Below are 16080 nucleotides of genomic sequence, written 5' to 3' on the forward strand. Positions count from 1 at the left end.
TCTTTGGTTGCCAGCGCGGCTGGCGATAAAAAAACGTCTCTATTGAGAGTGAGGCAATTCATAGCTGTCGTCAAATCATTGCTTTTTACTGTCGCGCGTTTGACGCAGCACTTCGTTGATTTGCGGCTTGTCTATCGGGCCGGTAATACGGTAGCGCAGAATGGAGACTTTGTTCCATAGCGGCCCCAGCACTTTACTGGCCGCGAAGACGGCTGCACCGACAATCGGGTTAACGGCAAATGCGGCGGCAACGCCGACGGTGGCGGAGATTTCCGGGGCGACTACCGCTTCCATATCCAGCTCGCGGCGCACCAGGTTGACCGAGCCTTTCATCGCGATATCTGCTTCCAGGCCGTCGACCAGCGTGTCGTCGGTATGCAACGTGCCGTCTTTGATCCAGGCGGTACTGTGAATAGAGTCAAACCAGAATCCTTCGCTGAAGGTGTCGCTAAAATCAAAGCGCAGCTTACGCAGCAGCGCATCGACGCTGATCAGACGCAGCAACTGCCCGGCATGGCCGGTGCTGATATCGGTGAACTCCCCTTTGCTTAGCCGCGTATGGAGCACGCCGTTTAACGTAGAAACATCCGGCTGCCACGGCGCGTCACGCCAGTGCAAATCGTAATCGACATTGAATGAGGAGTCGCGAATCGGCGTGGCAACGCCGAAGAATCCCAGCGTCGCATCCAGCTTGCGGCCGTTAATTTTCCCTTTCAGGGATGTACGCTCGTTGCCCTGACCGTTAACCCATACGCCGTCGGCGGTCAGGCGGCCAAAGCCCGTATCAATCAGGCCATTCGCCAGCGTCAGCGTGTCACCTTTAATCGTGAAATCGCCGTCGATTCGTCCGTATTTTTGTCCCCAGAACCAGCATTCGGCACAGCGCAACTGCACATCAGGCCAGCCGCTAAAATTGACTTTACTGGTGCTGAACGGCGCACTGGATGTTGCATTACTGGTCGCTTTTGTATTCGGGTTAAAATAGAGATAGCGGATCGCAGCCAGCCACGGGGCGTTATCACGCATGGTCAGCGTGGCGTTAATTTCACGGCCCTGAGCATCGACCTGGGTGCCGCCCGCGATCGGCTGCGAGACGAGGCTCAGGTTATTCCATTGCTGTCCCCCAAGGGCCAGCGCTGGCGTGCGTAACGTGATGTTTTGCGGGAAACGCGCCGCGCCACTGACATTATCTGCGGCCCCTTTCTGGAACAGCGCCAGCCATTCGGCACCATCCATCGGCGGTAAATTCAGTTCAACCCCCTGCTGCGGCGGTAATGGCGGCACGGTGCGGCTGTCAGTGGTCAGAATGGCGCGATCCAGCGTCAGCTTCTTATCGAGTAACCAGCGGCTGTTGAAGTGGCTTTCTGCCCCGAGGCTACCGGTCAGATCGAAATGATTCAGGTCGCCTTTTGCATTTACGGTCACCGGCAGAGGCGTTCCCGCGGATTTACTCGCTGGCGCAGGTAAGTGACTGCTTACATTTTTCAAATCGCCGGTCAGCGCAACGTCATAATGGGTCCCGCCGCGATAAGGCAATTCGACGCCGACTTTACCCTGCCACGGAATAGTGCCGCTCAGCGCATCGTTAAGCTGCTTCGGCAGGATGCCGGTGCGCGCAGGCTGCCAGTTAGCATCCATATTGACCGCGACCTGATACGCTTTTTCGCCTTCCGTGGTGGAGAAATTCACATTGAGCGGCTGATTAAACCAGTTTGCCTGCATCGGTTCACTTTGCAGATTGCCGTTCACAAAGCGGAAAGCACCGCTCAGATTTTTTAACGTCGAATCCAGCGGTTTGATATACAGGCTATTGTTTTTCAGCACCACATTGCCTTCGGCGGTCACCTTCTCACCGTCCAGCGGAATATCGAGATGTAAGCGAGCATTCACATCGCCATCAAGCTGGAGCTGTTGCAGGGTTGCGCCCAGCGAGTCATCCAGCGGCGTTTTTTCAAAGTAAGGGCCGACCTCTTTACCCGGACCTTTCAGATCGGCGTCAATCAGCAGTTTGAGTTTTACGTAATCCGGGATCGCGGCTCGCAAATTGCGCGCATTGACGCCGCCAAGCTGCGCGGTGTCGGCTTTCATCCACAGGCCATCGTTGATGAAGTCGAGATCGATATCCTGTTTAGTCAGCGCGGGCCAGTTTGGCTGAAAGGCGAAGGTGGCGTTACGTACCGGGACAAAGATCTCGAACTGCCCTTCATTATGCTTATAGGGGAACAGGTGCGGGTTGCCGCCATACACTATCGTTGCGTTTTCAGCCTGGCCTCCCTGAATGGCGCTGCTGAGATAATCCACCAGCTTTTTGCCCATCAGGTTCTGCGGAAAATAGCGCCACGCCTGAGATGCATCGCTGGCGTTTGCCCCTGCCAGGATGCCCAGCCAGGGCTGATCGCCCTTCGGTTGCAGGTAGCGGAAGTTCCCTGCGCCGCGTACCCCTTTCGCCTGAACATCAATATTGCGGCCATCAAGCATGAAACCGTGCTCATTCTTGATCCAGTTAAGCGTGGCAACCCCTTTTTCGATTTCCAGCGGCTCGCGGAAGACCAGATCGTAAGGCATTTTCGCCTGATTCATTGAAGCCGTCAGCGAGGCATTTTCCACGCTACCAGCCAGTTGACCGGAGAAGTGTTCCGCGCCGGGCAGCATTTTCCACTGCTTCCAGTGCAGATTTTCCCAGGAAGCGTTGAAGCGAGTTTTGTCCGTTGCCTTTAACGGAATATCCAGCGCAAGCGCGTCAATCTGTCCCGCAGGCTGGGTCGCCCGCCAGATCTCCCCCAATTTGGGTGAAATCTTCTCGGCGATGGGAAGTAAACCGTCGAGACCGCTCAGTTCCAGATGGCTGGCGCGAACGCGGAACTCATCACTCTGGACACGATTGCTGCCCCCCACGTCCTGCGCGGGGATCCACGCCAACGCCAGCGCGCCGCGCGGCCAGGGTTTATCGTCAATGGTAATGCGGGTATCGGGAATGCGGAATTCCCATCCGGCTTTGTTGCCTGAAACGTGGGCCGTCAGGTTATCAACGGAAAGATGATGCGTTTCCTCATCGCCCTTCCAGCTTGCGCCGCCTTTTTTCAGCCAGACGTCGCCGCCTGAAATATCACCTTTAGTCAGATCGACCCAGCCTTCGAGGCTAAACTGCGCGGTTTCAAACGCGACGTTATCCTGCATCCAGCGACCCAGCCACGGCTTAACGTCGATATCGTCCGCCTGCACCCAGATTTTACCGTCGTTCAGCAGGCCGTTATCGTCGCGTAAATCCATACGCACTTTCATGATGCCGTGCTGCCCGGTGAGGCTGGATAAGCTGACTTCGCCTTCCGCGCGGTGGCGGTTGCGGCCGTTAAGCCAGGTAAGCTGGGGGATCGCCAGTTCCGCACGCTGTCCGGAAAGCGTCAGAAAGCTGATATGGCTGTCGCGCAGGTCAAAGTGGTCGAACTGGCGCAGAAAAAGATCGCTGATGCGATCGGTTTTGATGCCTTCACCGCTGTTTTGCAGTAAAGGCGTGTTGGTAGTGAACTGAAGCTGCCAGAACGTGAGGTCGCGAAATTGCCAGCGCATATGCAGCAGGCTTTGCCATACGTCGAGCGCCAGCGTAACCCGCTTTATCGAAATCTGGCCGCCATCTTTGAGCCGGGCGCTGATATCGCGCGCATCCAGCGTCGGGCCAAAGTTTTCCCAGCTGGCGTGAAGTTTACTGGCATCAACCGGCACACCGGTGGAGGCTTCAATTTTTGCCAGCAGCGCCGGACGCCATTTGTCCAGCTGTGGCAGGGCAAGGCGCAGGCCGCTCACTGCCAGGGCAACGATGACAGCAAGCGTGGCACCTGTAAGCAGTAAAATCCCCGGCAATCGCCTCACGCCTTTCTCCTTGTCCGCCGTATCACGGCAGACTGTTGTATTACATCATTACCACATCAAACTGCTCCTGATTATAGAGCGGTTCAATCTGGACTTTGACCTGCTTACCGACGAAGATTTCCACTTCCGCCAGCGCGTGAGACTCTTCACCCTTGAGGGTTTCTGCCACCGCAGGAGAAGCGTAGACCAGAAAACGGTCGGAGTCGTAGGCATGATGCACGCGCACGATTTCACGCATGATTTCATAGCAGACGGTTTCCACGGTTTTCACCGTTCCGCGGCCGTGGCAGGTCGGGCATTCATTGCACAGCACGTGCTCGACGCTTTCGCGCGTGCGCTTGCGGGTCATCTCCACCAGACCGAGCTGCGAGAAGCCGTTAATGCTGGTTTTCACCCGATCTTTGCTCAACGCCTGCTCAAGCGAATGGAGCACCCGGCGACGGTGGTCATCGTTACTCATATCAATAAAGTCGATGATAATGATACCGCCGAGATTGCGCAGCCGGAGCTGACGCGCAATCGCCTGCGTGGCTTCGATGTTGGTGTTGAAAATGGTGTCGTCGAGATTACGGTGGCCGACAAACGCGCCGGTATTGATATCAACGGTGGTCATCGCCTCGGTTTGATCGATGATCAGATAGCCGCCGGATTTCAGTTCAACTTTACGCTCCAGCGCCCGCTGTATTTCATTCTCAACGTCAAAGAGATCGAAAATCGGCTGACGTCCACTGTAGTGTTCCAGCTTGCTGGTCATTTCCGGAATGTATTCCGCGGTAAATTCCAGCAGCGCCTCAAACGTCAGACGGGAATCGACGCGAATACGATCGAGATGCGCATCGGCGAAATCACGCAGCACGCGCTGCGCCAGCGCCAGCTCACCGTAGAGCTGATAACGGGTCTGATGGCGTTTTTTACGCTCCATCACTTTGGTCCAGACGCGCTTCAGGTAAGCGGCATCGGCCGCCAGATCCTCATCACACACGCCTTCCGCCGCGGTGCGGATAATAAATCCGCCCTGCTCGTCACAATACTCAGCGACGATTTTTTTCAGGCGGTCACGTTCCACTTCGCTCTCAATACGCTGGGAAACGCCGACGTGAGAAGCGCCCGGCATAAAAACCAGATAGCGGGAAGGAAGGGTGATATCCGTGGTCAGACGCGCGCCTTTGGTGCCGAGCGGATCTTTGACCACCTGCACCATCAGATCCTGCCCCTGGCGCACCAGTTCGGAGATGTCGCGGACGATAAATTGCTTTTGTTCTTCACCGGCCACGCATTCGGTATGCGGCATGATATCGGAGGCATGAAGGAACGCGGCTTTGTCGAGGCCAATATCTACAAATGCCGCCTGCATACCGGGAAGGACACGACTCACGCGACCTTTGTAGATATTGCCTACAATCCCACGTCGGGCTTCACGCTCAATGTGGATTTCCTGGAGAATACCGCCGTCAATATACGCCACACGGGTTTCCGAAGGCGTTACGTTTACCAACAATTCAGCCGTCATGTTTATCCCTTTGCTCACGCAGTGAGTTAAAGTTACTCAGCAACTCATACGTTTCCACCAGCGGTAAGCCGACTACGGCGTGATAGCTGCCATTTATCTTCCTGACGAAACAGCCACCCAGCCCCTGAATACCGTATGCACCTGCTTTATCCTGAGGTTCGCCGCTGGCAACGTAGCCGGCGATATCCTCTTCAGAGAGTACCCTGAAGGTGACCTCTGTCGCTACAAGACTTTCAAGCACCGACTGCCGGTCTGCCAGTGCCACCGCGGTCAGCACCTGGTGCGTCTGCCCGGAAAGGCTGCGCAGCATGGCGGCGGCGTGTGCGTCATCTCGCGGTTTTTCCAGCACCTCGCCGTGCAGGACGACGATGGTATCCGCCCCCAGCACCGGGCGGTCGGTGGCCGCCATTGCGACACCCGCCTGCGCTTTTTCCCGCGCCAGACGGGCAACGTAATGCGCCGCGCTTTCGCCCGGCTGACGCTGCTCTTCAATGCCGGGAACGATGCGCTCGAATGATACGCCCAGTTGAGTCAACAGCTCCTGACGACGCGGGGAACCGGAAGCAAGATAAAGCACTGTCATGAGAGACCTTATTGCACCGCAAATTGCTGGCGGATTTTGCGCATCAGCAGGAACAGCCAGGGCCAGAGTACGCCGTTTACGACACTACTCCAGAATACTTCCGGCCGGAAAGAGACGTTGATCACTAAAAATTCGGCCCAGAACACGATGATATCGGTGGCAAGCGAAAGCAGCATCACCACCAGCGCCTGTTGCCAGAGCGCCAGGTTGCGGAATAACTGATATTTCAATGCCACCAGATAAGCAATAATGCTTAATGCCAGGGCGCGAACGCCCAGCGTGGAACCGCTAATGAGATCCAGTATGGCACCCATTAATAAACCGGTACCTACATTGACCCGATGCGGCAGCGCCAGCGCCCAGTACAGCAGGATCAGCAATACCCAGTTTGGCCGGAAAACAATGATGTTATCCGGCCAGGGCATGATCTGTAACAGCAGTGCGACCAGGAAAGAGAGCCAGATAACCCATCGCCCCTGACTACGGTAACTCGCCACTACTGCCCTCCTGAAGAGGGAGGCTGCGGTGCAGGCGTAATGCCCGTCGCTGGCGCAGGCACTGGTGCAGGCGGTCCCATCGCATCGGGGGCTGGAAGTACCTGAGGCATCATCTGCATCAGGCGCTCGTTCGCCACGCGATGGACATCTTCCGGTGTCATCGGGTTAGTGCCTTCACGATCCGCGCCCCACAGTAACAGCAGGTAGCGCAGACGCTGCAAACCGGCGGTAGGACGCGCCTGGATAACCGTGTAGGCGCGCTGCGTATCAAGTTTCACGGAGGAGACCACGCCAACCGGATAACCTTCCGGGAAACGACCGCCAAGACCTGACGTCACCAGCACGTCGCCGACGCGAATATCGGTGTTTGCAGGCAGATGTTCAAGCTGGAGGTCGTCGGTACAGCCGTTACCGGCAGCAATGACACGGATGTCATTACGCAGCACCTGGATCGGCAGCGCATGGGTGGCATCACAAATAAGCAGTACGCGGCTGGTCAGCTTCGCGACGGCAATGACCTGCCCAACTACGCCTTTATCACTAATGACCGGCTGGCCTTCGTAAACGCCGTTGGCGCTTCCTTTGTCGATCACCACCTGATCGCTATAGGGATCGTTGACCGTTGAGATCACCTGAGTGACCATTTTTTGTTCATCCTGACGCAGCGGGGAACCCAGCAGCTCGCGCAACCGCGCGTTCTCCTGTTTGTACTGCCCCAGCATCAGCAGGTCGCTATTTTTCAACAGCAGCTCCTGACGCAGCGCCCGGTTTTCAAGTTCGAGTTGATCGCGCGAGGCCAGCGTTTGCGACACGCTGTCGAGTAATTCGCGGGGACCATTTGAGACAAAGTAGAAAGGACTGACGGCAGTGTCCATGTACGTTCGGATTTGGCTGAACGTACCAAGGCGGCTGTCGGCGATAATTACGCCGAGCGCCACCAGCACCGCCAGAATAAGGCGAATCTGTAGCGACGGGCCACGGCTAAAAATGGGCTTCATAGGCTATGCGTATTCTCGCGTCAGTTCAGGCTGGGGCGGCAGATAACGTCACCCCACGCCTGAAGCCGACTACTCTTCGCTAAACAAGTCGCCGCCGTGTATGTCGATCATCTCCAGCGCCTTGCCGCCACCACGTGCCACGCAGGTCAGCGGCTCTTCAGCAACAACAACTGGAATACCGGTTTCTTCCATTAACAGGCGATCGAGGTTACGCAGCAACGCGCCGCCGCCGGTCAGAACCATACCGCGCTCGGAGATATCGGACGCCAGTTCCGGCGGACACTGCTCAAGCGCCACCATTACCGCGCTTACGATGCCGGTCAGCGGTTCCTGTAATGCTTCGAGGATTTCGTTAGAGTTCAGGGTAAAGCCACGTGGGACGCCCTCAGCCAGGTTACGACCGCGAACTTCGATTTCGCGGACTTCGTCACCCGGATAGGCAGAGCCAATTTCGTGCTTAATACGTTCTGCGGTCGCTTCACCAATCAGCGAGCCGTAATTACGGCGCACATAATTAATGATGGCTTCATCGAAACGGTCACCGCCGATACGCACGGAAGAGGAGTAAACCACGCCGTTCAGGGAGATAACCGCGACTTCGGTTGTCCCGCCGCCGATATCCACCACCATAGAACCGGTGGCTTCAGAGACCGGCAGGCCAGCACCGATTGCCGCAGCCATCGGTTCTTCGATCAGGAACACTTCGCGGGCACCTGCGCCCTGCGCGGATTCACGGATTGCACGACGCTCAACCTGGGTAGCACCAACCGGTACACACACCAGCACGCGCGGGCTTGGACGCATAAAGCTGTTGCTGTGCACCTGCTTAATAAAGTGCTGAAGCATTTTTTCGGTCACGAAGAAGTCGGCGATAACACCGTCTTTCATCGGGCGGATCGCCGCGATGTTGCCCGGCGTACGGCCCAGCATTTGCTTCGCGTCATGACCGACAGCGGCGACGCTTTTCGGTGAACCGGCACGATCCTGACGAATGGCCACGACAGAAGGCTCATTCAATACGATGCCTTGTCCTTTTACATAAATAAGGGTATTCGCGGTACCCAGGTCAATGGACAGGTCATTGGAAAACATGCCACGAAATTTTTTCAACATACTAAGGGATAATCCTGAAAGCTGGGGCGGAGTACAAAATCCGCTTACTTTACCAACCACACGCAGCAGCGACAAGGCGCAAAAATCATCTGCTACGGTGAAAATTAGTGCAGTTCGTCACCTTTGTTACAAACTGATGCCTGACTCCTTCAGATTTAAAATCATCAGCAGCGCTCCCTGCTTTCATTTGCAACCTATGAAAGGTCGTTAACTGCGTGATCCTGGCGGGCAGACAAGCACACCCCCAAAGATGCAGCGCGCGTTATTCTACGTGAAAACATAGTAAACGGCAGGTCAAACCGAATATCTTTGCGAATATTTTTTTAGATTAGAGTCAAGTGGCTGGGAGGCGGCAAAAAAATCGCCCTGTCCACCCGCTACACCACACTTAGCCAGAATTAGCCATTCGCTTTTTGTCCTAATTCCACAGGCAAAAACCTGCGCTGAAGTTCCTTTGCAGGCTTCAACCAGACTCTGTACCAACAATTGATTTTCGCTACGCTTTTCAAAATTGCGCACCAGGCCGGGATGCAATTTGATCAATGCAACGTCCAACTGCTTGATCCAACTGGTGCTAACCATCGTTAACCCCGCCTGCGTGACCGCGACGCTTACCCCCAGCGCGTTAATTAAACGAACGACCGGTTGTAAGCGGCTGATATGTTGACAGACATCCGCCTCAGCAAGTTCAAAAATAATGCGTTTTCGATGCGATTTTTCGCATTGCATTAATGTATCACGCAGCCAACGCTGGAATCGCGGGCGGATCAGGGCTTCAACTGATACCTGCATAGCCAGATTTTCCTGCGGCCAGAAGCCCAGAAAAGGAAGCATGCGAGAAATTTGTAACCGTTCGTACTCTTCCGCCAGACCAAATTGCAGGACAAAAGGCATATATTCCGCCGCCAGCAACTCTTCACTGCCGTCAAAAATCCGGCACAGTAATTCCCGGTGATGAACGTGGCCGTCCGCCAGCACGGCCGGCTTCTGATAAAAACGTGGCCCGCCACGGCTGATTACCTGTTCAATAAGCGTACGCCAGCGGACGTTACCACGCCCTTTCTCAGGGAGTGAATCATCATAGACCAGCCAGCTATTACCGCCCTGCAACACTGCATTACGCGCTGCCGTTTCTGCATGCCCCATCACCTGTTCCGTGGTTTGCCCGCTGCGCCAGGCGCAGATGCCGATATGCATGCTGTCTTCCCGGTCGAGTATTTTGGTTGTCGGTAGCGCATCCACGGTTTTCAACAATTGCGAGGCGATACCATCGGCCTCTTTTAAGGTGCGATGCGGCAACAGAACGGCAAAATCGCTACGGTGATAGCGGGCCAGCAGTGCGCCGGGATAGCGCATAATAAAGGTAGAGATGAGGTTAATTAAGGTAAAAGTATGCTCCTGGGCAGCGGCGCGGCCCCAGTTATCCGATAGCAGATCGAAATCCGGCAGACGAATAAGCATAACAATACCGTGCGTGCCGGTTTTCTCCTGATCTTCGAGCAGCGTCGCCAGTTGGCTATCGAAAAACAGGCGGTTATTGAGCCCCGTTTTAGTGTCCTGTGCGGCATAGGAGCGGATAAGGGTATCCATTCGACTGCGCTGTTCGCTGGCAAAATGAATTTCGGAGAGCAGCATGTCCAGCGCACTGCTGGCACGGGCGGGCCATTCATAGACCGTACCGCGGACGCCATGCCCCCGCTCGCCGTTGAGGATCCTTGTGGCACGCATTTCCAGCAGCTCACCTCCGGCCAGTTGACGACGCAGCCAGCGGACGGCAAGGAAGATCACCAGCACCATAAAGCCTATCGCCAGGGTTAACGGCGCGGTTGTCATCAGGGAGTGAAAATAGTTGGCCATCGGGTCCTGATAGACAAGATGGATAGTCATCCCGGGATGCTTCAATGAAGAGACGGTCTGCTCACGATAAAGGCTACTGCTGCCCAGCAACCGATAGCTTCCGGTGCGGGCATGGCTGTAAAGCACCTCTTTGCCATGGAAAAAATCGATACGCACGATATCGGCAGGCACCATGATCTCATCCAGCTGGATATCCAGTTGCTTAAAGGAGCGCGTGACCAGCCGGGTGTCGAGGATCGTGGCAACGGCGCGCACGCGCCCATCAACTTTGCTATGGATGGCGTTATAAAAACTGAGCGAACACCCTATTAAGGTGACCAGAATGGTTAACCCAATCAGCAAGGTGATAAAAGCGGAAAACTTCGTCGTTAAACGCATCCCTGGGTTAACTCCGTCTTGTGATGAACAGCCCGGTTAATGTAAGGCCCCTCAGCCAGCAGCATTTACTTTAACGTAAGCACTAACTCGCAGATGAACTGTGAATACTATCAAACCTGAGGGATCTGGCAATTTATTGCGTAAAGTCGGCATCGTATTTTGATTAACGAGTATAGTCTGCTGAGTAGTATTTCTAATCATTGGGCAAGTGAGGGCGGATTATGCAGGCTTTACTCTTAGAACAGCAGGAAGGAAAAACGCTCGCATCGGTGCAAAACATCGATGACAACCAGCTACCGGAAGGCAACGTCACCGTAGATATTCAGTGGTCCAGCCTGAATTATAAAGATGCACTGGCCATCACGGGTAAAGGCAAAATCATCCGCCAGTTTCCGATGGTGCCAGGGATCGACTTCGCCGGAATGGTTCACGCCAGCGAAGATCCCCGCTTTCATCCGGGTCAGCAAGTGGTGCTAACCGGCTGGGGCGTGGGAGAAAATCACTGGGGCGGCCTGGCTGAACGCGCTCGCGTGAAGGGCGACTGGCTGGTGGCACTCCCGGAAGGTCTCAACGACCGTAAGGCAATGATTATCGGCACTGCTGGCTTTACCGCAATGCTCTGCGTGATGGCGCTGGAAGAAGCGGGGATCCGTCCTCATAGTGGTGAAATCCTCGTGACCGGTGCCAGCGGCGGCGTCGGTAGCACCGCGGTAGCGCTGTTGCATAAGCTGGGTTATCAGGTGGTGGCCGTTTCCGGTCGCGAAAGCACGCATGACTATCTGCGTAATCTCGGTGCCAGCCGCATTCTGGGGCGCGATGAATTTGCCGAAACGCGTCCGCTGGAAAAACAGCTCTGGGCTGGCGCGATTGATACCGTGGGCGATAAGGTGCTGGCGAAAGTGCTGGCGCAAATGAACTACGGCGGCTGCGTCGCGGCTTGCGGTCTGGCGGGCGGCTTTGCGCTGCCCACGACCGTAATGCCGTTTATCCTGCGCAATGTACGCTTGCAGGGCGTCGATTCGGTTATGGCTCCCGCCGCACGACGCGCCGAAGCATGGCGTCGCCTGGCGCAGGATTTGCCGGAAACGTTCTACACGCAGGCGACCACGGAAATCACTCTTGATGAAGCGCCGAAACTGGCTGAAGCCATCATTAATAACCAGGCACAGGGGCGTACGCTGGTTAAAGTGAAGTAACCGGATGCGCGCAGAAATTTACATTTAATTAACCAATTTTCTCGCGCGCTGACAGACTCCCTGCCATGATTGAAAGTGCGCCGCTGCCGTTCTGCTGATGGCGTACTCGCCGGGAGTCCGTTATGAAGAAAGTACGTCGCTTTACTGAAGCCGATGTCACCGCCGAATCGGCTTTTTTTATGCAGCGCCGCCAGGTTCTGCAAGCGTTGGGTATCAGCGCGGCCACCCTTAGCGTGCCTTCGATGGCGCGAGCCGATCTGCTGGACTGGTTTAAAGGCCACGATCGTCCCCCGGCACCGTCCGGTAAGCCGCTGGATTTTACGCGTCCCGCTGAGTGGCAAAGTAAACTTCCTCTCACGCCAGAAGATAAAGTCACGGGCTATAACAACTTCTACGAATTCGGGCTGGATAAAGCCGATCCCGCCGCCAATGCGGGCAGTCTGAAAACCGATCCGTGGACGCTGAAAATTGATGGCGAGGTGGCTAAACCCCTCACCCTCGATCATGACGATCTGACAAAACGCTTTCCGCTGGAGGAGCGCATTTACCGGATGCGTTGCGTAGAAGCCTGGTCAATGGTGGTGCCGTGGATCGGATTTCCGCTGCATAAACTGCTGGCCCTGGTCGAGCCCACCAGCGACGCGAAGTATGTGGCGTTTAAAACGATTTATTCGCCGGAGCAAATGCCGGGTCAGAAGGATCGTTTTATCGGCGGCGGTTTGAAGTATCCCTATGTCGAAGGATTGAGGCTGGACGAAGCGATGCACCCTCTAACCATGTTGACGACCGGCGTGTATGGTAAAGCACTGCCGCCGCAAAACGGTGCGCCAGTCCGTCTTACCGTGCCATGGAAATACGGTTTCAAAGGGATCAAATCGATCGTCAGTATTACGCTCACGCGTGAACGCCCGCCGACAACGTGGAATCTCTCAGCACCGGATGAGTATGGTTTTTACGCCAACGTGAATCCTCACGTCGATCATCCCCGCTGGTCGCAGGCGACGGAACGCTTTATCGGTTCCGGCGGCGTACTTGACGTCAAGCGCCAGCCGACGCTGCTGTTTAACGGCTATGCCGATCAGGTGGCATCGCTCTATAAAGGTTTAGACCTGCGGGAGAGTTTTTAGGTGCGATTAACGGCAAAACAGATCGTCTGGCTGAAAGTGGTGCTGCATCTGGCCGCCTTTTTGCCGCTGGTATGGCTGTTCTGGGCAGCGTCGCAGGGTTATTTTAGCGCCGACCCGGCCAAGGATATTCAGCATTTTACCGGTAGGATGGCTCTGAAATTACTGCTGGCGACCTTGCTCGTCACGCCGCTGACACGATACGCTAAACAGCCATTATTGATACGCACGCGTCGCCTTTTAGGCTTATGGTGCTTTGCCTGGGCTACGCTGCATTTAACCAGCTATACGCTACTGGAACTGGGTATCAATAATCTGTCGCTGCTGGGACAAGAGCTGGTGACCCGCCCTTATCTTACGCTGGGCGGGATAAGCTGGCTTATCCTGCTGGCGCTGGCGATTACCTCTCCTCAGATTATGCAGAGAAAATTAGGCCGCCGCTGGCAAAAGGTGCACAACTGCATCTATCTTGTGGCGATCCTCGCCCCGGTACATTATCTGTGGTCAGTGAAGATTTTGTCACCGCAGCCGCTGATTTATGCGGGGCTGGCACTGCTGCTTTTAGCGTGGCGTTACAAAAAGTTCCGTCAATGGCTGCGTTAGTGTTGAAAATGTGCAGTTTCCCGCAGATCTTCCCTCTGTCACGCCTCTCAGAGCGAACACGGTTGATTATCTTCTCTGATAAGACCAGTATTTAGCTGCGAAATGCTACGAACTCGTTATAATGTGCGACTTCAATTTTCCTGACCGGGGATTTATCACCCCGAAAAGGTGACAATTGCGCATTGAAGGTATATTTTGTTTTTTGCCGGACAATAGCCGACGATGGCGACACAATAGCTGGCTACTCAGCTATTTTCCATGTGAATGGTTGATAGCGGATCTGCCCGGTAACCGGGCGGCAACGAGGGGTTTTACTCCTCATTGACCGTAAGAAACCGGTTATTTTTATGCTTTACAGACGGCGATAACAAGCCTGTCACAATCACACTAAACAAAGAGTACGGAACCCACTCATGGATATTCGTAAGATTAAAAAACTGATCGAGCTGGTTGAAGAATCAGGCATCTCCGAACTGGAAATTTCTGAAGGCGAAGAGTCAGTACGCATCAGTCGTGCTGCGCCGAACGCTGGTTTTCCAGTGATGCAACAGGCGTATGCTGCGCCCGTTATGCAGCAGCCAGCTTTGTCTAACGCTGTAGCTCCAGCGGCGGCTCCTTCCATGGAAGCGCCAGCAGCGGCAGAAATCAGTGGTCACATCGTACGTTCCCCAATGGTCGGTACGTTCTACCGCACCCCAAGCCCGGACGCCAAAGCGTTCATCGAAGTGGGCCAAAAAGTGAATGTGGGCGACACCCTGTGCATCGTTGAAGCAATGAAAATGATGAACCAGATCGAAGCCGACAAAGCGGGCGTGGTGAAAGCTATTCTGCTCGAAACAGGGCAACCGGTAGAATTTGACGAGCCGCTGGTCGTCATCGAGTAACGAGGCGAACATGCTGGATAAAATTGTCATCGCTAACCGTGGCGAGATCGCACTGCGTATTCTTCGTGCCTGCAAAGAGCTGGGCATCAAGACTGTCGCGGTACACTCCACTGCGGATCGCGATTTAAAACACGTATTGCTGGCGGATGAGACCGTTTGTATCGGCCCTGCTCCGTCTGTGAAAAGCTATCTGAACATCCCGGCTATCATCAGCGCCGCTGAAATCACCGGCGCGGTGGCAATCCATCCGGGTTACGGCTTCCTCTCTGAGAACGCCAACTTTGCCGAGCAGGTTGAACGCTCCGGCTTTATCTTCATCGGTCCGAAAGCCGAGACGATTCGCCTGATGGGCGACAAAGTGTCCGCGATCACCGCCATGAAGAAAGCTGGCGTACCGACCGTTCCGGGTTCTGACGGCCCGCTGGGCGACGATATGGATCTTAACCGCGCCCATGCCAAACGCATTGGCTACCCGGTGATTATCAAAGCGTCTGGTGGCGGCGGCGGTCGCGGTATGCGCGTTGTGCGCAGCGACGCTGAACTGGCGCAGTCCATCTCCATGACCAAAGCTGAAGCCAAAGCGGCATTCAGCAACGACATGGTGTACATGGAAAAATACCTGGAGAACCCACGCCACATCGAAATTCAGGTGCTGGCTGACGGTCAGGGTAACGCTATCTATCTGGCAGAACGCGACTGCTCTATGCAGCGCCGTCACCAGAAAGTCGTTGAAGAAGCGCCAGCGCCGGGCATCACGCCGGAACTGCGTCGCTACATCGGCGAGCGTTGCTCGAAAGCATGCGTGGATATCGGCTATCGCGGCGCGGGTACGTTTGAGTTCCTGTTTGAAAACGGTGAGTTCTACTTCATTGAGATGAACACCCGTATTCAGGTTGAGCACCCGGTTACCGAAATGATCACCGGCGTTGACCTGATCAAAGAACAGTTACGTATTGCTGCGGGTCAGCCGCTGTCGATCAAGCAGGACGAAGTTCAGGTAAGAGGCCATGCGGTTGAATGCCGTATCAACGCCGAAGACCCGAACACCTTCCTGCCGAGCCCGGGTAAAATTACCCGCTTCCACGCGCCAGGCGGTTTTGGTGTGCGCTGGGAGTCTCATATTTACGCCGGTTATACCGTACCGCCGTATTATGACTCAATGATCGGTAAGCTGATTTGTTACGGAGAAACCCGTGACATCGCTATTTCCCGCATGAAAAATGCGTTGCAGGAGCTGATCATCGACGGTATTAAAACCAACGTTGATCTGCAAACGCGCATCATGAACGACGAGCACTTCCAGAATGGTGGAACCAACATTCACTATCTGGAGAAAAAACTCGGCTTGCAGGAAAAGTAATGGATGAGCGTTGGCGCGGTTCGCCGCGCCTGACAGCCATATGATTAACGCCAGGCGGTTTATTACAGCCTGGCGTTTTTATTTGATGGGATGAGCAGTAACCGATTGTT

General features: G+C 55.1%; 12 protein-coding genes. 5 read left to right on the forward strand and 7 right to left on the reverse strand.

Annotated features, from left to right (window positions below):
* Positions 1 to 75 precede the first annotated feature (75 nt).
* From yhdP to csrD, 7 genes are all read right to left on the reverse strand, one after another.
* Positions 76 to 3867: an AsmA2 domain-containing protein YhdP gene (gene yhdP / locus INT84_RS19060; protein WP_194208053.1), complete on the reverse strand. Its 3792-nt coding sequence runs from the start codon at positions 3865 to 3867 to the stop codon at positions 76 to 78.
* Between the two features lie 40 nt (positions 3868 to 3907).
* Entirely contained in the window at positions 3908 to 5377 is a 1470-nt protein-coding gene (gene rng, locus INT84_RS19065; RefSeq protein ID WP_194208054.1) for a ribonuclease G, read from the reverse strand.
* Positions 5367 to 5960 carry a nucleoside triphosphate pyrophosphatase gene (locus tag INT84_RS19070; RefSeq protein ID WP_194208055.1) on the reverse strand — a complete coding sequence of 198 codons (594 nt, stop codon included), beginning with the start codon at positions 5958 to 5960 and terminating at the stop codon, positions 5367 to 5369. Before INT84_RS19070 ends, rng begins: the two co-directional genes overlap by 11 nt.
* Positions 5961 to 5968: 8 nt before the next feature.
* Entirely contained in the window at positions 5969 to 6457 is a 489-nt protein-coding gene (gene mreD, locus INT84_RS19075; protein ID WP_103675614.1) for a rod shape-determining protein MreD, read from the reverse strand.
* The gene (mreC, locus tag INT84_RS19080; RefSeq protein WP_194208056.1) at positions 6457 to 7455 is read right to left on the reverse strand and encodes a rod shape-determining protein MreC; all 999 of its coding nucleotides are present in this window, start codon (positions 7453 to 7455) and stop codon (positions 6457 to 6459) included. The genes mreD and mreC overlap by 1 nt, the downstream gene beginning before the upstream one ends.
* 69 nt (positions 7456 to 7524) lie before the next feature.
* Positions 7525 to 8568: a rod shape-determining protein MreB gene (gene mreB, locus INT84_RS19085; protein WP_176920149.1), complete on the reverse strand. Its 1044-nt coding sequence runs from the start codon at positions 8566 to 8568 to the stop codon at positions 7525 to 7527.
* A gap of 294 nt (positions 8569 to 8862) precedes the next feature.
* On the reverse strand, positions 8863 to 10803 hold the full coding sequence (gene csrD, locus INT84_RS19090) for an RNase E specificity factor CsrD (RefSeq protein ID WP_194208057.1): 1941 nt from the start codon (positions 10801 to 10803) through the stop codon (positions 8863 to 8865).
* A gap of 221 nt (positions 10804 to 11024) precedes the next feature.
* Here csrD and INT84_RS19095 point away from each other — a divergent pair, with 221 nt between their 5' ends.
* From INT84_RS19095 to accC, 5 genes are all read left to right on the forward strand, one after another.
* Entirely contained in the window at positions 11025 to 11999 is a 975-nt protein-coding gene (locus INT84_RS19095; protein ID WP_194208058.1) for an MDR family oxidoreductase, read from the forward strand.
* 122 nt (positions 12000 to 12121) lie between these two features.
* Positions 12122 to 13126 carry a protein-methionine-sulfoxide reductase catalytic subunit MsrP gene (gene msrP / locus INT84_RS19100; protein ID WP_194208059.1) on the forward strand — a complete coding sequence of 335 codons (1005 nt, stop codon included), beginning with the start codon at positions 12122 to 12124 and terminating at the stop codon, positions 13124 to 13126.
* The gene (gene msrQ, locus INT84_RS19105; RefSeq protein WP_194208060.1) at positions 13127 to 13726 is read left to right on the forward strand and encodes a protein-methionine-sulfoxide reductase heme-binding subunit MsrQ; all 600 of its coding nucleotides are present in this window, start codon (positions 13127 to 13129) and stop codon (positions 13724 to 13726) included.
* 413 nt (positions 13727 to 14139) lie between these two features.
* A complete protein-coding gene (accB, locus tag INT84_RS19110) occupies positions 14140 to 14610 on the forward strand; it encodes an acetyl-CoA carboxylase biotin carboxyl carrier protein (protein ID WP_176920153.1) in 471 nt (156 codons plus the stop codon).
* A 10-nt stretch (positions 14611 to 14620) separates the two neighbouring features.
* On the forward strand, positions 14621 to 15970 hold the full coding sequence (accC, locus tag INT84_RS19115) for an acetyl-CoA carboxylase biotin carboxylase subunit (RefSeq protein WP_176920154.1): 1350 nt from the start codon (positions 14621 to 14623) through the stop codon (positions 15968 to 15970).
* Positions 15971 to 16080 lie beyond the last annotated feature (110 nt).

It is taken from the genome of Superficieibacter sp. 1612_C1 (assembly GCF_015234305.1).
In the GTDB taxonomy this organism is placed as follows: Bacteria; Pseudomonadota; Gammaproteobacteria; order Enterobacterales; family Enterobacteriaceae; genus Superficieibacter.